Source organism: Proteus sp. MB838 (assembly GCF_054767435.1).
In genome coordinates, this window is sequence record NZ_BAABMO010000055.1 from 1 (window position 1) to 18,669 (window position 18,669).

Annotated in this window: 15 protein-coding genes and 1 pseudogene; 12 read left to right on the forward strand and 4 right to left on the reverse strand. The window is 39.8% G+C overall.

Annotated elements, in window-relative coordinates; all coding sequences use genetic code 11:
• The 3 genes and pseudogenes from ACYUCW_RS16550 to ACYUCW_RS16560 form a co-directional block, all read left to right on the forward strand.
• Nucleotides 1-238 (forward strand): annotated as a pseudogene (locus ACYUCW_RS16550) (5-(carboxyamino)imidazole ribonucleotide synthase); the annotation flags it as partial.
• A gap of 123 nt (nt 239-361) precedes the next feature.
• Complete coding sequence (locus tag ACYUCW_RS16555) at nt 362-1,630, forward strand: MFS transporter (protein WP_004244255.1); 1,269 nt, start codon at nt 362-364, stop codon at nt 1,628-1,630.
• 77 nt (nt 1,631-1,707) lie between these two features.
• A complete protein-coding gene (locus ACYUCW_RS16560; protein ID WP_004244256.1) occupies nt 1,708-2,733 on the forward strand; it encodes a mechanosensitive ion channel family protein in 1,026 nt (341 codons plus the stop codon).
• A gap of 99 nt (nt 2,734-2,832) precedes the next feature.
• On the opposite strand, the gene ybbP is transcribed toward ACYUCW_RS16560, so the two are convergent.
• Nucleotides 2,833-5,274 carry a putative ABC transporter permease subunit YbbP gene (gene ybbP / locus ACYUCW_RS16565; protein WP_460409059.1) on the reverse strand — a complete coding sequence of 814 codons (2,442 nt, stop codon included), beginning with the start codon at nt 5,272-5,274 and terminating at the stop codon, nt 2,833-2,835.
• Nucleotides 5,271-5,957: a putative ABC transporter ATP-binding protein YbbA gene (gene ybbA / locus ACYUCW_RS16570; RefSeq protein ID WP_004250296.1), complete on the reverse strand. Its 687-nt coding sequence runs from the start codon at nt 5,955-5,957 to the stop codon at nt 5,271-5,273. Before ybbA ends, ybbP begins: the two co-directional genes overlap by 4 nt.
• Here ybbA and tesA point away from each other — a divergent pair.
• The 5 genes from tesA (at nt 5,928) to ACYUCW_RS16595 (ending at nt 9,823) form a co-directional block, all read left to right on the forward strand.
• A complete protein-coding gene (gene tesA / locus ACYUCW_RS16575; protein WP_012368271.1) occupies nt 5,928-6,557 on the forward strand; it encodes a multifunctional acyl-CoA thioesterase I/protease I/lysophospholipase L1 in 630 nt (209 codons plus the stop codon). The two genes, ybbA and tesA, sit on opposite strands and share 30 nt — an antisense overlap.
• A gap of 50 nt (nt 6,558-6,607) precedes the next feature.
• The gene (locus tag ACYUCW_RS16580) at nt 6,608-7,393 is read left to right on the forward strand and encodes an SDR family oxidoreductase (protein ID WP_004244260.1); all 786 of its coding nucleotides are present in this window, start codon (nt 6,608-6,610) and stop codon (nt 7,391-7,393) included.
• 85 nt (nt 7,394-7,478) lie between these two features.
• The gene (locus tag ACYUCW_RS16585; RefSeq protein WP_004244262.1) at nt 7,479-8,336 is read left to right on the forward strand and encodes a co-chaperone YbbN; all 858 of its coding nucleotides are present in this window, start codon (nt 7,479-7,481) and stop codon (nt 8,334-8,336) included.
• 39 nt (nt 8,337-8,375) lie between these two features.
• Entirely contained in the window at nt 8,376-9,299 is a 924-nt protein-coding gene (locus tag ACYUCW_RS16590; protein WP_004244263.1) for an SPFH domain-containing protein, read from the forward strand.
• Between the two features lie 2 nt (nt 9,300-9,301).
• The gene (locus ACYUCW_RS16595) at nt 9,302-9,823 is read left to right on the forward strand and encodes an NfeD family protein (protein ID WP_026090402.1); all 522 of its coding nucleotides are present in this window, start codon (nt 9,302-9,304) and stop codon (nt 9,821-9,823) included.
• Here ACYUCW_RS16595 and cueR read toward each other — a convergent pair.
• Complete coding sequence (gene cueR, locus ACYUCW_RS16600) at nt 9,789-10,190, reverse strand: Cu(I)-responsive transcriptional regulator (protein WP_004244266.1); 402 nt, start codon at nt 10,188-10,190, stop codon at nt 9,789-9,791. The two genes, ACYUCW_RS16595 and cueR, sit on opposite strands and share 35 nt — an antisense overlap.
• Nucleotides 10,191-10,324: 134 nt before the next feature.
• On the opposite strand from cueR, the gene copA reads away from it, so the two are divergent.
• The 4 genes from copA (at nt 10,325) to ybaK (ending at nt 16,618) form a co-directional block, all read left to right on the forward strand.
• Nucleotides 10,325-13,279: a copper-exporting P-type ATPase CopA gene (gene copA, locus ACYUCW_RS16605; RefSeq protein ID WP_460409063.1), complete on the forward strand. Its 2,955-nt coding sequence runs from the start codon at nt 10,325-10,327 to the stop codon at nt 13,277-13,279.
• 335 nt (nt 13,280-13,614) lie between these two features.
• Nucleotides 13,615-15,156, forward strand: coding sequence for a YadA-like family protein (locus tag ACYUCW_RS16610; protein WP_460409065.1), 1,542 nt, complete (start codon nt 13,615-13,617; stop codon nt 15,154-15,156).
• Nucleotides 15,157-15,281: 125 nt separating this feature from the next.
• Nucleotides 15,282-16,091, forward strand: coding sequence for a TraB/GumN family protein (locus ACYUCW_RS16615; RefSeq protein ID WP_004250291.1), 810 nt, complete (start codon nt 15,282-15,284; stop codon nt 16,089-16,091).
• A 47-nt stretch (nt 16,092-16,138) separates the two neighbouring features.
• Nucleotides 16,139-16,618: a Cys-tRNA(Pro)/Cys-tRNA(Cys) deacylase YbaK gene (gene ybaK / locus ACYUCW_RS16620; RefSeq protein ID WP_460409067.1), complete on the forward strand. Its 480-nt coding sequence runs from the start codon at nt 16,139-16,141 to the stop codon at nt 16,616-16,618.
• 123 nt (nt 16,619-16,741) lie between these two features.
• Here ybaK and ushA read toward each other — a convergent pair whose 3' ends face one another.
• Nucleotides 16,742-18,406 (reverse strand): bifunctional UDP-sugar hydrolase/5'-nucleotidase UshA, encoded by a 1,665-nt coding sequence (ushA, locus tag ACYUCW_RS16625; protein ID WP_163748305.1) that lies wholly within the window; start codon nt 18,404-18,406, stop codon nt 16,742-16,744.
• Between the last annotated feature and the right edge of the window lie 263 nt (nt 18,407-18,669).

The following is an 18,669-nucleotide window of genomic DNA, read 5'->3' on the forward strand; positions in this document are numbered from 1 at the left end:
CCAATCGGCGGTAATGGTTAATCTTATTGGAACGGAGATCGACACCAAATGGCTATCATTACCTTTAGTTCATCTACATTGGTATGAAAAAGAAGTGCGTCCAGCCCGCAAAGTAGGGCATCTCAACTTAGTACATAATAACCATCAAGCTCTGCAAAAGACCTTAAGTGCATTAAGTCCCCTGCTCGATGAAGCCTATCAATATCCGATTAAATGGGCGCTAGAAAAATTAAGCTAGCAGTCCGACTCAGAAAGTTAGAGAATAATAGCCTTTAAATGTACTGGCCTGTGAATACAAGGCCAGTTATTCGCTATTTTTTCCTGAACATTCAGGATACTGCACCCGTTCTATGGAGTCAGGATGCCAGTCACGCAACAAAATTTTGGTCCTATCTATCAGTGGAGCATACTGATACTGCTAGGTTTAGTGTACTTTCTCGCTACCGCAACAACATTTACCTCTTTAGGTGTGGTTCTACCTAGTATGATAGCTGAACTAGAGTGGAACTGGACACAAGCTGGCCTTGGTTTTACTTTATTGGGCTTAACCTGTGGACTTGCGAGCTTTTTACCCACTTTACTTATCCGTAAATTAAACGTCCGCTTCACACTCCTCATTGGACTGATTATTTTTGTCAGTGGATTCTATTTTCTATATGAAACCAATACCATCACACGCTACTTTCTTGGTACCGCCTTACTTGGGGTAGGTTTTACGCTATTAGCAACCGTACCGGGCACTTACGTGCTATCGCGTCTATTTGAAAAACAGTCTTTTGCTTTTGGTGTCTATTTTACTATTGGTGGATTGGGAGGAGTTGCAGGCCCTTGGATCTATTTTTTAGCCACACACCTTTGGCACACATGGCGTATGCATTGGCTTATTTCAGCTATTATTCTATCAATTATTACCCTGCTGACTATTTTAGTATTACGAGAAGGCTCAGCAGAAAAAGCGCATGCGAAAAAAATCAGTCAATTACAAAGTAGCAAACGTATTTATCAAACCAAAGCGATATGGACCGCACGTCATGCTTTACGAACATGGCAATTTTATGTCATTGCTGCCACTTACACCGCTTTTCTATGGTGCGGGATCACAGTAAATAGTTTTGCAGTTGCACATATTATTGAAAATGGTTTTAGTGAAACTATTGCTGCAACGCTACTGAGCACCATGGCTTTTATCAATGCATTCTCACGATTAGCCGGTGGGGCGATTGGGGAATGGTTAGAGCCAAAAAAATTACTGATTGCCAGCTTAACGATTATTATTATCGGTCTATTAGCACTGAGTATGGCTAATAGTTGGATCTACCTAATGCTATTTACCCTTTGTGTGGGGATTGGTTATGGTATGACCTTCTTAGCCTCAAGTGTATTACTGGCTAACTATTTTGGTCGCGCACCTTATTTAGAACTATTTTCGGTGATGAACCTGATCTCAACATTGGCCTGTTTAGCCCCCTTCTTTGCTGGGGCTATTAAGGATATTTCAGGCAGCTTCACACCTGCATTTTTAATTCTCACTATCCCTGTTTTAGTTATTTTGGTGATCACACTATTTATGCGCCCACCAATTTATCCTAACTTCCAACATGCCAGTGAAAAACATAATGCGCCAAGATAAAAATAAAACCGCAAATCTAGTTTAGAAATCCAATCAATATTATAGAGAAGCGGTTTTAGCGAGGAGAGATCGAGCAGATGAATGAAGAATTAATCATGAAATACTCAATTGGTATCGGCATAGCTTTGGCGTGTTTTATCGCCTTTCTTGCCATATCTTTTTTACATGATAAACAAAAAAAACGTCGTAGAAACATAATTATTCACATCATCCAAGCTATTTTACTTTGTAGTTTAGTGGCTATTGTAAGCCAATACTGTGAAATGGCGGTGGTAGATTTTAAACTACACTTTATCTCTTTTCAGATGATTAATTTCTTTAGCTATCTTGCTATCGCATTAATCCTGATGAGAAAATTTTTCTTACTCATTAATTTATTAGAAAAATCACAAATTAAAAAAGGCAGTGATCCCACCTCAGCCCGTATTATTTCGCGTATATTTAAAATCACTCTTCTTGTCATCATGATCTTACTGTTCGGTGAGCATTTTGGCATGAGTTTATCGGGCTTAATGACATTTGGTGGCTTAGGCGGTATTGCCATTGGTATGGCAAGTAAAGACGTTATGAGTAACCTTTTTTCAGGTGTTATGCTCTATTTTGATCGCCCTTTTAACATTGGTGATTGGGTACGTTCACCCGATCGCAATATCGAAGGAACTGTTGTTGAGATTGGCTGGCGTATCACAAAGATAATGACCTTTGATCATCGCCCGTTATATATTCCAAACTCAGTATTTTCCTCCATTAGTGTTGAAAACCCCGGCAGAATGACCAATCGACGTATTGAAACAGAATTAGGGTTACGCTATGAAGATTCGGACAAAGTTGGGGTTATTGTCGAAGATATCCGCACAATGCTACAACAAAACGACAAAATCGACACCAAACAAACTTTATTGGTCTATTTTAATCAATTCGCCGATTCATCATTAAATATTATGGTGTACTGTTTTACCAAAACCACAGTATGGGCAGAATGGTTAGATGCGCAGCAAGAAGTTTATTTAAAAATGATTGATATTGTGCATCAACATGGCGCTGACTTCGCCTTCCCATCACAAACTGTATATATTGAAAAATCATCGCCTGTATCACCATAAGCATCCGATAAAAAAATGCTGATATCCGTTCAATATCAGCATTTTTAATTCAATATCACGTATCACTTCATTTAATGATAACTAGATAACTAATGGCGACTATTCCCCTTGAATACGACGATATTGGCCTTTATCTTGTAATAGCCTAACCCCTAAAATACTACCACAAAGTGAAAGTAATACGGCGGCAAGAGCGGGAACAACTATCCACATCATCCATTGTGGTTGCCATGGGAAATTAAATACCGATTTTTGCAACAACCCTAATGCAACTTCAGCCCCTATCGCTGCTGCTAAACCGGCCATTAACCCTAATAAGGCAAACTCCGCCCAAAGCGTGCGTCTTAATAGTGACTTACTCGCGCCTAATGTTCGATAAACCACCAACTCGATACGACGTTGTGTCATACCGACTTGAATTTGTGCCACTAATAGCAATGCCCCACACAGCATAACTAATCCAACCATAATTTCTAATGCTCGGCTGACTTGCTGTAAGATCTGCTGAACTTGCTGAATTAATGCCCCCGTATCTAGCACACTGACCGTAGAAAATTGTCGATTTAATGCGGTGATCAAACTTCCATCACCATTGTAATAAAAACTGCTCATCCATTTTTCAGGCTGATTGCTTAGCCCTTCTTCTGCGAAAATAAAGAAGAAATTTGGTCGCATATTTTCCCAATCAACATGGCGAATGCTGGTGACAACAGATTTAAACTCGCGAGTATCACCAACAAAAGTTAGCTCATCCCCCAGCTTTATTTCTAACTTTTGTGCAACCCCCTGATCGATTGAAACGCCATTACCGACGGGAGGCCATGAGCCTTCGACAATAACATTATCTTTAGGAAGTTCACTGTGCCACGTTAAATTAAGCTCTCTTCGTACGGTATTATTCCCCGCATCCCGTGCATCTGCCCACACTTTCGCATTGTGATCATTAATCGCTGTTAAACGTGCTAACACAACCGGATAAGCATCTGTCGGTGCCACATGATAAGTGGCTAATAATCTATTAATCTGCTGTACCTGAGGCTTTGACATATTAATCAAAAAATAGTTAGGACTATCTTCAGGTAACTGCTGTTGCCATTTTTCCAATAAATCCCCTTGCAGCAAAACCAATAGCGTCAATAGCATAAAGGATAATGAAAAAGCGGCTAATTGCGTCATGGTTTGGAAAGGCTGGCGTAATAAACGTGTCACCGCTAAACGGGCACTCAATTGCTTAAATTTAAATTGCTTTAAAAGCCATAATCCAAGCCAACCAATCACGCCAAGCAAGAAAGCAATGACGACGATACCTAATAAAATAGACCACAATAAAACACCCGTTCCGGCAAACAGAGTTAAAGCGCCAACAACAATCAATGCAACGATGGGTAAATAATAACGTAGTGGCCAACTAGGTGCCGTAGTACCACTTCTCAACACGCGGGAAGGTTGCGTTGACATTAATTGATGATAAGGGCGTAACCCCGTCAATAACGCGATGAGTAGTAAAGAGCCAACCGACCATAGCCATGACATAAAGCTCGCATCAGGTAAACTTTTTGGTAATACCGGTGCTAAAATCTGCAACAATACTAATTCAAAGCCCCAACCGACCAGTGAGCCGACCACGATAGCCGCAACAATAATCACCCCCCACTGCCCTATAATCCATTTACGTAATGCATGATTATCGGCACCTAAGGTTTTTAATACCGCAATTAGCGTATGTCGACTACGGCAATAATGTGTCATTGAAACCGCGACGGCAGAAATCGCCAATAATAGTGTTAATAATGCAGATAATAGTAAAAAGTTTTTTGCTCTCTCCATTGATTGAGATAGCGCACCATTATCTTGTTTTAAGCTATTCCAACGCTGGTCAGGTTTTAATAAGGGATCAAAGCGTTGTTGGTATTCATCAATTAATGCTTCATTACCCGCAAACATATAACGGTAAGTTAAGCGGCTTCCCGGCTGAACGGCACCCGTCGCTTCAACATCAGCAAGATTAATTAAAATACGCGGGGCAATTTGAAAAGGATTAAAACCACTGTCAGGCTCTTGAACTAATACACCGCTAATTGTAAAAGTGGCATCACCGACATCAATATTATCACCAACCTTGATACCCAAAAGCGCCAGTAACCTTGCATCTACTAACGCCGTGCCTTTCTCCGCTTTTAGCCCTGCGGGCTGAGTTTCTAGCTCACCATAGAGTGGATATAAGTTATCCGCGGCTTTTACCAACGCCAATTGAGGAGTATCACCTTCTGGGGCATAAGACATGGTGGTAAATTGCATTTGACGACTGAGTGTTAGCCCCATTCTTTTAGCTTCAGCTAGCCAATTTTCATCAACAGGATACGAGGCGCGTAGCACTAAATCACCGGCGATAAGATCACGACTTTGAGCATAAATACTTTTATCAATGCGATCACCAATACGCCCTAACGCCAGCACACAAGCCACCGCCAGCGCTAAAGAGAGCCAAACAATTAATAAAGCCGGCGAGCGCCACTCACGCCAAAACCAACGCCAGATCATGACTCCTCCTTAAGTTGCCCATCAACAAGACGTAATCTTCGCTGACAACGAGCGGCAAGCTCATTATCGTGGGTGACCAAAATTAATGTTGTGGCATAATCACGATTAAGGGAAAACAGTAAATCGGCAATTTTATCTCCCGTTTTTCGATCAAGATTACCTGTTGGCTCATCAGCAAACAGGATCGCCGGTTGGGTACAAAAAGCTCTTGCTAATGCAACACGTTGTTGCTCACCACCGGAAAGTTGTGCGGGCATATGATACAAGCGCTCACCCAAACCCAATTGTTTAAGTAAATCAACGGCTCGCGTATGGCTCTGTTTTTCTGACTCACCTTTTAATAACGCAGGAAGTTGCACATTCTCTAAGGCATTTAACGTTGGAATTAGCATAAAAGATTGAAAAACAAATCCGACATGTTGTGCACGTAATTTTGCCCGCTCTTCTTCATTCATTTTGGTCAGATCGTGTCCCATTAATTGCACACGACCAGCGCCTCCATCATCTAATCCTGCAATAATACCTAAAAGTGTAGATTTGCCCGATCCTGACTCACCAATTAAAGCAATTGTCTGTGCAGACTCGACAACTAACTCAACACCCTGCAATATAGAGATCTGACTATCACCTTCTCCTACTTGTTTGGTTAACTGATGAACTTCAAGAACCTTTTCCGTCGACATACTTGTTTCCTTATCGTCATGATGATGTTTAGCTTTAAGTCTATCGCTGCTGATACCTTTTTGATCTTTGGTGACAGCCTAAGTGCCGGATATCGCCTTCCTATTGAAAGCGCATGGGCACAACGCCTCGCGGATAAGTGGAAATTAACTTATCCTGAAATAAATGTCGTGAATGCAAGCATCAGTGGCGAAACCGCATTTCAAGGTCAAAATAGGCTCCCTGATTTATTAAAACAGCACCAACCTCGTTGGGTTTTGATTGAACTGGGTGCAAATGATGGCTTACAAGGCTACCCTGTAGCCCAAACGAAAGAAGCGTTGCAAAACATCATTACCCAAGTAAAAGAAGCGGGAGCAACGCCACTCTTTATGCAAATTATGATTTCGCCTAATTATGGTAAACGCTATACGCAATCTTTTTCTGCGATTTACCCACAATTGGCGAAAGACAATGCTCTTGAGCTTATCCCATTTTATATGGAGCAAATAGCAGATAAACCTGAGTGGATGCAAAACGACAGCATTCACCCAAATGAAGCGGCTCAGCCTTTTATTGCTCAATGGATGGATAAAACCCTATCCCCTTACCTAACACGTTAAACTATTGTGACAGTAGTTAACCTAGATTAAATGAGATTAATTGTAAAATTATGCAAAAAACGGTATTGATTACAGGAAGTTCTAGTGGGATTGGACTGTGTGCGGCAAAAACACTCAAGCAAAAAGGATATCGAGTACTGGCTGCTTGTCGCAAAGAAGATGATCTTAACCATATGGAAACATTGGGGTTTGAGCCTATTTTTCTTGATCTCGATGATGCAGAAAGTATCGAAAAAGCCATATTAGAAGTAATTCGCCTTACTAATGGGCGTTTATATGGATTATTTAATAATGGTGGTTTTGGGGTTTATGGTCCATTAAATGCGATTAGTCGCCAGCAAATGGAAAAACAATTTTCCACTAATTTCTTTGGCTTACATCAGCTTACTATGGGGTTACTGCCGGCGATGTTACCTCATGGCGAAGGACGTATTATTCAGACGAGTTCGGTAATGGGATTAATTTCTACTCCCGGCCGAGGCGCTTATGCGGCGAGTAAATATGCCGTTGAAGCTTGGTCTGATGCATTAAGAATGGAACTTGCCTCTACGGGGATAAAAGTCAGTTTAATTGAGCCGGGTCCAATAAAAACACGCTTTACTGAAAATGTTAATCAAGCCCAACAAGATAAACCGGTAAAAAATCCGGGGATTGCGAGTCGTTTCACATTAACACCTGATGATGTAGTGAAAAAACTAATCCATGCTTTAGAAAGTCCAAGACCTAAGTTACGTTATCCTGTGACCTTACTCACTTATGCCGTCAAAGTGTTAAAACGACTCCTCCCTGATAGACTTATGGATAGGATCTTAAACGGCCAAAGTAACAAGGCTTGATTTTTGCAAAATTCATCCTTATTTATTAATGAAATAGCGTAATAAACAGCATTTATATTTAAAACTCTCAAAAAGGGATAAGTTAATGTTAGCAACTGCACATATTGTTGATGTAAATGAATCGAATATTCAGCAAGTTATAGAACAATCGATGACAAAACCGGTCATGATGTACTTCTATTCAGAGCGTAGTCCTCATTGTGCAGAGCTTGGGGCAACGTTGGATAAATTAGCGGCTGAATTTGCTGATCAGTTTGTATTAGCTAAATTAGATTGTGATGTTGAACAGATGATTGCCTCGCAATTTGGTCTACGTGCGATCCCAACTGTTTATATATTGCAAGAAGGTCGTCCTGTCGATGGGTTCCAAGGCCCACAACCTGAAGAAGCTATTCGCCAAATCCTTGCCAATATCTTACCTAAACCAGAAGAATTAAAAGCAGCGCAAGCTTCAGCACTATTAGCAGAAGGTAAAGCAGACGAAGCATTACCACTGTTAAAAGAAGCACACCAAATTGATCCTAAAAACAGTGAAATTACCTTAGCCCTCGCAGGTGCTTTAATTTCATTAAATAAACATAATGAAGCAGAAGAATTATTAGCCGCAATTCCATTGCAAGATCAAGATAGCTATTATCATAGTTTATTAGCTCAAATTGAACTGCAAAAACAAGCTGCCGACACACCTGAAATTCAGCAATTACAAGATAATTTTAATCAGCAACCTGACAATACTGAACTCGCTATTCAACTGGCGTTAAAACTGCATGAAGTGGCACGTAATGATGAAGCCCTTGAATTGCTATTTAATTTTCTGAAAAAAGATCTTAATGCCGGTGAAGGACAAGTTAAGAAAACCCTGATGGATATTTTATCTGCTTTAGGGACTAATGATAATCTAGCATCTAAATATCGCCGAATGGTGTATTCTTTACTTTATTAATATTCATTTTATTTATTAAAGCAGGCTAAGGACAGATACATGGAAATAGTTATTGGTATTATTATCTTATTTGCCATTATTTTAGTTTTAAGTGGTGTAAAAACCGTTCCACAAGGTTATCAGTGGACTGTCGAGCGTTTTGGACGTTATACACGTACCCTTGCTCCAGGCCTTCAACTCCTTATTCCATTTATTGACCGTATTGGTCGTCGTATTAATATGATGGAACAAGTATTAGATATCCCTTCTCAGGAAGTGATTTCTCGTGATAACGCCAATGTCAGTATTGATGCGGTCTGCTTTATTCAAGTTATCGATCCAGTAAAAGCTGCTTATGAGGTGAATAACCTAGAGCTTGCAATCATCAATCTAACGCTAACCAATATCCGTACTGTGTTAGGCTCTATGGAACTGGATGAAATTCTTTCACAACGTGATCAGATCAATAGCCGTTTATTACTGATTGTTGATGATGCAACTAACCCATGGGGTATTAAAATTACCCGTATTGAAATTCGTGATGTGCGCCCACCACAAGAGCTAATTTCTGCCATGAATGCGCAGATGAAAGCTGAGCGTACTAAGCGTGCTGATATTCTAGAAGCAGAAGGTATCCGTCAAGCGGCAATCTTAAAAGCGGAAGGTGAAAAACAAGGGCAAATCTTAAAAGCAGAAGGTGAACGTCAGTCTGCTTTCTTACAAGCCGAAGCCCGTGAGCGTGCAGCAGAAGCGGAAGCAAAAGCGACGCAAATGGTATCAGAAGCTATCGCTAAAGGGGATATGCAAGCCATTAACTACTTTATTGCACAAAAGTATACCGATGCCCTGTCACAAATTGGTTCTGCCGATAACAGCAAAGTTGTAATGATGCCATTAGAAGCCAGTAACTTAATGGGTGCAATTGGTGGTATTTCAGAATTATTAAATACCAAAAAAAGTGACTCAGGTAACAAGAGCAATTAATTATGATTGAATGGATTAGTGCTCAGCCAGCACTTTTCTGGCTTTGTCTTGGTGTCTTACTATTAATCGCCGAAATGCTAGGCACTGCAGGCTACTTACTATGGTCTGGTATGGCCGCATTATGTGTTGCATTAATCGCATGGATCTTACCTATTGGTTGGCCCATTCAAGGTATTCTATTTGCATTACTCACCGTTATTAGTGCGATCCTTTGGCGTATCTGGCTTAAACGCAAAAAGTTATCCAAAGAAGCAGAAAACCTAAACCAAAAAAGTCACCAACTTATTGGTATAAAAGCAGTTTTGTTATCGGATACTGAAAATGGTTTTAGTCGCATAAAGCTTGCTGATGGGAGTTGGCGAGTCTATTCTGACACGCCATTAAAAGCAGGTGATACAGTCAAAGTGATTGCTATTGATGGTATCACCTTGCACGTCACCTCATTTTCTCCCACCACTCGCTCGGCATCATCAATACAGCATGCTGCTGTTATTGATGATGACAACAACCAGAAAGATGATTGATGATTGGGCATTCCGCCCCATCATCGCCAGGGCATTCATTTGCTAATAAGAGAAGCCGTTGACGAATAGCATTTAATTCGTTAATGGTTTTCTCTATCTCAGCCACTTTCTTTAAGGTTGCCTCTTTCACATCAGCACTGTGACGTGAGGGATTACGTAATAACATCAGCAATGAACGACACTCTTCTAAACTAAACCCGACTTCACGAGCTTGCTTTAACAGTGTTAATTCTTCGATATGTTGTGGTAAATAGTATCGATAGCCATTTTCACCCCGATGAGGTGGGGTTATCAGATCTTTTTCCTCATAAAAACGGATTGCTTTTGTCGTCAAACCGGTTTTGGTTGCGATTTCACTAATATTCAAAATTCCCCCTTGACCTTCCCCTTGCGGAAAGGTTTAGCCTTTATCTCAGATAAGAAAAAACCTTTTCAAGAAAGCAAGTTATCCCATATTACGCCATAATAGAGGTAATCGCTTTTTATTTGGAGATATTGACCATGGCAAAAACTACGCTACTCGCACTACAAGGGCTTTCATGCTCCCACTGTGTTAACAGTGTAAAAAAATCACTTGATGCCCGCAATGATATAGAACAGTCCACGGTGACTATTCAATACGCTAAAATTGACAGCGACGCAACTGTTGAAAGCTTAATCAAAACCATTGAAGAAGCCGGATATGAAGCTCATCTAGCCACTCAAGCTGATGTAAAACTAAATTTGAGTGGACTTAACTGTATGAAATGCGTTGGTAAAACAGAAAACGCGTTGTTAGCCGTTGACGGTGTTGTTGCGGTCAATGTAGACAAAACATCGGCTGAAATTTTTGGTACAGCAAACGCAAAAGATTTAATTGCCGCCGTTGTTGCTGAAGGTTTTGAAGCCTCATTAGCAAACGAAGAAGAAAATAAACCAAAAACGATTGAACTGACTTTATCAGGCTTAAATTGTGGTCATTGTATTAATTCAGTGAAGAAAGCTCTTGAAGGAACTGATGGGGTAGAAAGTGCACAAGTGGAATTAACTCATGCCACAGTAACAGGTACGGCAAACACAGAGCGTGTGATCGCAGCCATTCAAGATGCTGGTTATGATGCAAAATTAGCAGGAGCCAACCACCCAAAAACTGAGCCGCTGACGCAAACGGATGCACCACTGGAAGCATCGTCAGCGGCGATTTGTGATATTCCAGCAGAAGAAGCCATCCTTGATAATAATAATGCTGATATCAGTATCGATGATGATAGCACTCAGCTATTAATCGACGGTATGACTTGTGCGAGCTGTGTTAGCAAAGTACAAAAAGCCTTACAAAGTGTTTCCAGTGTTGAAAATGCACGTGTTAATTTGGCTGAACGTAGCGCACTTGTAACGGGTCATGTTAATCATGATGACCTGATTAATGCGGTCGAAAAAGCAGGCTATGGGGCAGAAATTATTCAAGATGATGTAAAACGCAGAGAGCGTCAACAAGAAGTCGCTGTCGCTAATATGAAGCGTTTTCGCTGGCAAGCAGCCTTAGCCTTAGTCGTTGGTATTCCTGTAATGGTATGGGGAATGATCGGCGATAATATGATGTTAACGGAAGCTAACCATAATATCTGGTTAACTATCGGTATTATTACACTTGTTGTGATGATAGCTGCAGGTGGGCACTTTTATCGTAATGCGTGGCAAAGCCTAAAAAACGGCAGTGCCACCATGGACACGCTCGTTGCGTTAGGTACAGGGGCGGCTTGGCTCTATTCAATTAGTGTTAACTTATGGCCTGAGGTGTTTCCTGCCCAAGCAAGACATCTCTATTACGAAGCCAGTGCGATGATCATTGGTTTGATAAACCTTGGTCATATGCTTGAACAAAGAGCCCGTCAGCGCTCTTCTAAAGCATTAGAGCGTCTATTAGACTTAACACCACCAACAGCAAGAGTAGTAACAGATAATGGCGAAGTTGAAATGCCATTAGCGGATGTGAAACAAGGTATGATCTTGCGTTTAGCAACCGGTGATAAAGTTCCCGTTGATGGTGAAATAACCCAAGGTGAAGTGTGGATGGATGAGGCAATGTTAACTGGTGAGCCAATTCCACAACAAAAAAGCCTTGGTGATACTATTCATGCAGGTACTACCGTGCAAGATGGCTCAGTGCTGTTTAAAGCTGCAGCAGTAGGCAGTCAAACTACCCTTGCCAGAATTATCAAACTGGTACGTCAAGCACAAAGCAGTAAACCCGAAATAGGTCAATTAGCAGATAAAATTTCCAGTGTATTTGTTCCTATCGTCGTCGTTATTGCGTTAATTGCAGGGGCTATTTGGTACTTTTTTGGTCCTTCACCACAGATTACTTATGCACTCGTCATTATCACAACGGTATTAATTATCGCTTGTCCTTGTGCTCTAGGATTAGCGACCCCCATGTCGATCATTTCAGGTGTGGGACGTGCCGCAGAATATGGCGTATTAGTGCGTGATGCGGATGCATTACAACAAGCAAGCCAATTAGATACCTTAGTTTTTGATAAAACAGGTACCTTAACTGAAGGCATGCCACAAGTAACTGAGATCCACACATTCAATCAGATAAGTGAAACTCAAGCGCTAGCATTAGCAGGCGCACTAGAAAGTGGCTCTAATCATCCATTAGCAAAAGCGATTTTAACCAAAGCTGAAGGTATTAAATTACCGCAAATAAGCCAATTTAGAACTCTTGCAGGTATGGGGTTAAGTGGTGAAATTGACGGCAATATTGTGCTGTTAGGTAATCCTAAACTAATGAAAGAATCTGGCATTGATATAAGTGAGATAAACGCCTTAATAGAAAACCAATCAGCGAAAGGGGTAACCCCCGTCTTATTGGCACAAAATGGGAAAATAGCGGCCCTACTTTCTATTCGTGATCCACTACGAGAAGATACCGTTAGTGCATTACAGCGTCTACATCATCAAGGTTATCGTTTGGTCATGTTAACTGGAGATAACCCTATTACAGCCAATGCGATAGCTAAAGAAGCGGGTATTGATCAAGTGATTGCAGGCGTTATGCCAGAAGGTAAAGCGCAAGCGATTAGTCAACTACAGGCAGAAGGTCGTCGCGTAGCAATGATTGGGGATGGTATTAACGATGCCCCAGCACTGGCTAAAGCAGACGTTGGTATTGCGATGGGCGGTGGCAGTGATATCGCCATTGAAACCGCGGCCATTACCTTAATGCGCCATAGCTTACATGGTGTTGCTGATGCGGTTGAGATCTCAAAAGGCACACTGCGCAATATGAAACAAAACTTGTTTGGTGCATTTATATATAACAGTTTAGGCATTCCTATTGCTGCCGGTATCTTATATCCTTTTACCGGTACATTATTAAACCCTGTGGTTGCTGGTGCCGCGATGGCCTTATCATCAATCACTGTCGTCAGTAATGCCAACCGATTATTACGTTTTAAACCGAAAAAATAGTCACAATTAATCAGTTAAATACAGCCTCTTCTATCTTTAGATACAAGAGGCTTTTTTATTATCCAGAGAGAATTATCATCATTTCAATAAGTTAAAAAAAAGCCGATATTGCTATCGGCCAGTCAAAGAGGAATTTTTCATTATACAAGAGAGTCATCACTCCGCCCTCTTAACGGTAGAATAGCAATTTATTATCAATATTTCATTATATTTTATTATTTATAAATATATTCATTAATAAAAATTAAAAGGCGTTTTATTTATAGTGATTAAAAAATCATTTTATAAAATAAGCCACTTATTTTTATACTTTATATTTTTATAAGGACTTTTTAATGAATTATAATAAATTATTTCTTATTTCTTTATCTTTAATTTATTCTGCAAATGTTTTTTCTAATACGGATAGCCTATCACCAATGGATAATCTATCTCCATCTATGACTTTTAGCCCACCAGTAATTAGCCCAAGCCCATTACCAACAGGTAACCCTTCACAATTAGGAAATGGTTCTATGGTAGAATCAAGTGTAGGTATTCCCCCAACATCAACAACTCATCTACCACAACCACCATTAATAGGTTATGGCGCACCAACAATAGGTAATACATCAGGATATAGGACACAATTTCCAAATACAGATGCTAATCCAATTAAAACAATTAAAGCAATTAAAACATACCTTGACATGACTGATCATGCAACCGATGATCATAATAATTTGATAGGTGGATACATTTCAGCCTTTATTTCTATTTCTAGACCTTCTACATCTACATCATCTGAAAATACTGTAGTCAGCCTTTCTAAACCTTTTTTTGATCATATATCTAAAGCAATAGATGTTGATTCTGATGAAGATGGAAGTATGTTAGTGGATAAAAGTAAAAAGGATATCGCTCGTACTATGTCTTCTTATTTAGAAAATCTAGAAGCAGACTTTTTAGAAACAATGAACGATGAAAATACTAGTGAGGATGAAAATACTAGTGAGATAAGACTAACACAGATGGCATTATTACATCAGATACAAGATTTTAAAAATATTGTTGACGAAAGTATAGAAAAAGGTACCTCTTTTACTATTGTTGCAAATCAAGATCTAGAAACAGCAGAACCATTAACTGAAATCCAAATGATTACTAAGCGATTATCGCAACCAGTAACACGAGTTGATATTGCTAATGCATATGTTTTATTATCAGGAAAAATAGATAATGAAGTTGGAGCTATAGCGAATCAACAACAAATAACTACTGAAACGTTAACTTTACAGGATAATAAAATTACTAAAGTAGAAAGTGATGTGAAAAAAAATGAAGGTAATATAGCTGTTAATAGAGAAGGTATTACTAAAGTAGAAAGTATTGTAGAAAAAAATAAAGAAGATATACAAACAAATAAAGAAGATATACAAACAAATAGAGAAAATATTAATCAAGTTAAACAAACTGCTGACGAAAATAAAAAATATGTAAAGCAATACCTAGCTAATGATTTCGATGTTAATGAACAATCTAAAAGTTTAGTAGGTCATCTTGGCTCTTTATATGCAGGAAATAAGTTAAACACAGATAATATTAATGCCATTAGAAATGATCTTAGCCATTTTAAAAATGAAACCAATAATCGTTTCTATAAAGTTGAAAAGCGCGCTAATCAAGGAATTGCCTCTGTTGCAGCGATGAGTAATTTACCCTTTAATGATGCAGCAACCTTTAGCACCGCAATGGGTATCGGTAATTATCGTAATGCCACAGCATTTGCATGGGGAATGCAATACCGTATCAACGAAAATGTTAAAGTTAAAGCCTCAACCGCTTGGAATGACGCTAACAATTGGGTCTCTGCGGGGGGGATCGGTATTAGTTGGTAATATAAATTTATAAATATAGCGGTAAAGATAAGGAAAGCTAGGTAAAACTCAGTTTTCCTTGTTTTATTCAATACAAAATCCGTTATGCTACAACCTTGTGGTTTATCCCATGAGGAGCGTATCAAATGAAGGATATAATACAGAAAATCAAGAAATGGATCGGTATACAGAAAACATCTTATTACCCCTATCCTGCTATTGATATTTCACTCCCTAATCATGTCTCTTTACATCTTGTTGGTAGTATCCATATGGGCGTGCCAACGATGTCACCATTATCCAATGTGCTGATTAATAAAATAGCAACAGCGGATGCGGTTATTGTCGAAGCGGATATTTCAACCGAAACTCAGCCCTTTGATCAACTATCGTTATTGCGAGAGCCATTAGAACAACGAGTAAATGAAACACAACTTGCCACTATTATCAGCCATTGTGATCTTCTTTCTATTCCACATTACCAAATTGATGATAAACCACTGTGGCAAATCGCGCTGATATTACAATCAACCCAAGCGATGCAACTTGGATTACAACCACAGCACGGCATTGATTATCAAGTTATCCAACAAGCCAATAAACAACGAAAAGCGATTATAGAGCTAGAAGGTATTGAGCGTCAGGTCGCATTATTATTAGATTTTCCACAAGACGGCGCACAATTACTCGAAGATACGCTAAAAAATTGGCATGAAAACGCCCGGGCATTGCAAATTATGATCAATTGGTGGTTAAATTATACCAGTGAAAAGCACCCTTCTCCTTTGCCAAATACTTTTAGCAAAGCGGTATTTGATATTTTAATGGAAAAGCGCAATCAAGTCTGGGCAACAACGCTTTCTAATCTTCCAGCAGGCCACTATGTTGTCACCGTCGGTGCGCTTCACTTATTTGGTGAAGATAATTTAGTTGATCGATTAACTTATCAAGCATAACAAGATCACGTTCACCATTGCTCTCACCTTATTGAGTAGGAATAATTATGACTCCCGCAGTGAATTTACTGGAAAAACAAAAAATTAAATTTACTCTTCACCCTTATGAACATGATGCGAATGTACATAACTTTGGTGATGAAGCCGTTGAAAAGTTAGGACTAGATAACCGTCAAGTGTTTAAAACGCTTCTTGTTGCGTTAAATGGTGATGCTAAAAACCTAGCCGTTGCGGTCACCCCAGTATCAAGTCAACTTGACTTAAAACGAGTCGCCAAATGCCTTAAAGCTAAAAAAGCAGAAATGGCCGATCCTCAAATAGCACAAAAAGTAACAGGTTATTTAGTCGGCGGTATAAGCCCATTAGGACAAAAAAAGCGCCTTCCCACGGTGATTGATGATCAAGCACTTAAGTTTGACACTATCTATGTCTCAGGAGGTAAGCGAGAGCTGGATATTGAACTAGCGGCTGAAGACTTATGTTCAGTATTAGGTGCACAATTTGCCCTGATCCGTAAAGAGGATTAAGAGTAACTGATTGCTTATTTTAGGCTTTTATATCAACCAAGCTGCCAATAAGAAATAAAATAACAAAAGGCGACATCCTCTGCCGCCTTTTGGGAATTATCTATTGTATGTTTTCAATAAATACTATTTTTTATACACAATCTCGCCTTGCGGTTCAAAATCAGCCGCTTTTAGTGGTGAGTGTTTTTCGATATAACCTTTTAGCACTTCTGCATCAACAAAGCCGGTATTGACATATCCTGGGTGTGAATCAATCTTAGGATAACCATCACCACCAATACCGTTAAAGTTTAATGTCGCCATACGATAATTTTTAGTTTTATCTAATGGTTTGCCCGCAATTTTTACATCACTCACTTTACAATCTGCATCTACGGTTAAACTTACATTGTAAAATTGTGCATAAGCGCCTGAGTCTACTTTCATGCAAGCAACTGCGGATAGGTAAGGTTCAACTTCTTCACCTTTGAAATCAACATAGACGAGTTCGTTAGCAAAGGGTTGTACTTTTAATACATCTTTATAAGTAATATCGCCAGATTCAATCGAATCACGTACACCACCACCACTCATAATGGCAAAATCAGCATTCGCACGCTCCGCCTGAGCAGATAACAGTAAACGCGCCATATTCGTTTGTTCAAAACGAACTTTGCTACGATCGCCTTCTAATTTACCAACCACTTCCCCGACTTTCACATTCAATTGCTCACCACCTTTCTCTTGATAAGGGGTCAGTAATTTCATCATTTCAGGGTTATGAGGGATCTCCTCTGTGTAGTAAACTCGCTCAGTGGTTCCGTCTTCTTTTTTCACTTTCTTATTTAAGTTAATTGGAATTAACTGATAGTGTTTTAATGTGAACTCGCCATTACGGAACTCAAAATCAGCGCGACCTACATATTTACCCCATTCATGGGCTTGAACAATCCATGTGCCATTTTGATTATCTGGAGCGCAAGGCGTGCCGGGAACATAATCTGCTTGTTTGTAATTTTTATTCTCTTGAGACATACAAACCGGATCTTGTGAGTGTCCACCGACAATCATATCTAAATAGCCTTTCGGCAAAGCACGCGCCATTTCAACATCACCTGGTGCATTAGAGCCATGACTACCATCGTCATAATGCCCCATATGGGTAGCAGCGATAATAATATCGGGTTTTTCTGTGGTACGTAATTCTTCAACGACTTTTTTCGCTTCATCTGCCGGTTTACGGAACTCAGTATCAGGGAAGTTAGCAGGATTACCAATACGCACCGTATCATCGGTAGTTAAACCTAATACCGCGATTTTCACTCCTTGCTTATCAAAAATAGTATAAGGTTTAAATAAACGTTCACCGGTACTTTTTTGATAAATATTCGCAGATAGGAAGGGGAAAGTAGCCCATTTTTCTTGTTGGCGTAGCACTTCCAGTGGATTATCAAACTCATGGTTACCCAGCGCCATAGCGTCATAACCGACAAGATTCATCCCTTTAAAATCAGGCTCTGCATCTTGTAAATCAGATTCAGGAACCCCCGTATTAATATCACCACCAGACAGAAGCAATACGCTACCGCCATTTTTAGCGACTTCATCGCGAATATTGTCAACGACGGTTTTTTGAGCAGCTAAACCGTACTCGCCATGATCATTGTGCCAAAAGTGACCGTGATGATCATTAGTATGTAGGATGGTAATTTGGTAAGTTTTATCTTTTTCCCATGCCTGAGACATCACAGGCGCCATTGCTAAAGTCACTGTCAGTGCGCATGCAGATAATTTAAACGATAAGCTCATGGTCTATCCCCATGTATATTATTTATTGAGAAGGCTCTGCCCTGTATTCACAGTAGAAAAAGCAGAAAGAAGTAAATAGTTTTACTGTGTTTTATGACGTAGGTTATATATTTTTATTATTATTTCATTGTTCCAATAGTTTTTTTGAGACATCAGTCAAACTCTATTTGCTTTGACATCCTCCACGCCCTAAAGGACGTGGATCCCTACTGCGTTCAGACTGATGTCTGAATCACCTCGGCGGGTTCCTGCTTCGACGGGCG

What these genes read in the sequence shown, in the direction of transcription:
- ACYUCW_RS16555 (WP_004244255.1), top strand. Translation starts at nt 362, where the DNA reads ATGCCAGTCACGCAACAAAATTTTGGTCCTATCTATCAGTGGAGCATA.
- ACYUCW_RS16560 (WP_004244256.1), top strand. Translation starts at nt 1,708, where the DNA reads ATGAATGAAGAATTAATCATGAAATACTCAATTGGTATCGGCATAGCT.
- ybbP (WP_460409059.1), bottom strand. Translation starts at nt 5,274, where the DNA reads ATGATCTGGCGTTGGTTTTGGCGTGAGTGGCGCTCGCCGGCTTTATTA.
- tesA (WP_012368271.1), top strand. Translation starts at nt 5,928, where the DNA reads ATGAACTTCAAGAACCTTTTCCGTCGACATACTTGTTTCCTTATCGTC.
- ybbA (WP_004250296.1), bottom strand. Translation starts at nt 5,957, where the DNA reads ATGTCGACGGAAAAGGTTCTTGAAGTTCATCAGTTAACCAAACAAGTA.
- ACYUCW_RS16580 (WP_004244260.1), top strand. Translation starts at nt 6,608, where the DNA reads ATGCAAAAAACGGTATTGATTACAGGAAGTTCTAGTGGGATTGGACTG.
- ACYUCW_RS16585 (WP_004244262.1), top strand. Translation starts at nt 7,479, where the DNA reads ATGTTAGCAACTGCACATATTGTTGATGTAAATGAATCGAATATTCAG.
- ACYUCW_RS16590 (WP_004244263.1), top strand. Translation starts at nt 8,376, where the DNA reads ATGGAAATAGTTATTGGTATTATTATCTTATTTGCCATTATTTTAGTT.
- ACYUCW_RS16595 (WP_026090402.1), top strand. Translation starts at nt 9,302, where the DNA reads ATGATTGAATGGATTAGTGCTCAGCCAGCACTTTTCTGGCTTTGTCTT.
- copA (WP_460409063.1), top strand. Translation starts at nt 10,325, where the DNA reads ATGGCAAAAACTACGCTACTCGCACTACAAGGGCTTTCATGCTCCCAC.
- ACYUCW_RS16610 (WP_460409065.1), top strand. Translation starts at nt 13,615, where the DNA reads ATGAATTATAATAAATTATTTCTTATTTCTTTATCTTTAATTTATTCT.
- ACYUCW_RS16615 (WP_004250291.1), top strand. Translation starts at nt 15,282, where the DNA reads ATGAAGGATATAATACAGAAAATCAAGAAATGGATCGGTATACAGAAA.
- ybaK (WP_460409067.1), top strand. Translation starts at nt 16,139, where the DNA reads ATGACTCCCGCAGTGAATTTACTGGAAAAACAAAAAATTAAATTTACT.
- ushA (WP_163748305.1), bottom strand. Translation starts at nt 18,406, where the DNA reads ATGAGCTTATCGTTTAAATTATCTGCATGCGCACTGACAGTGACTTTA.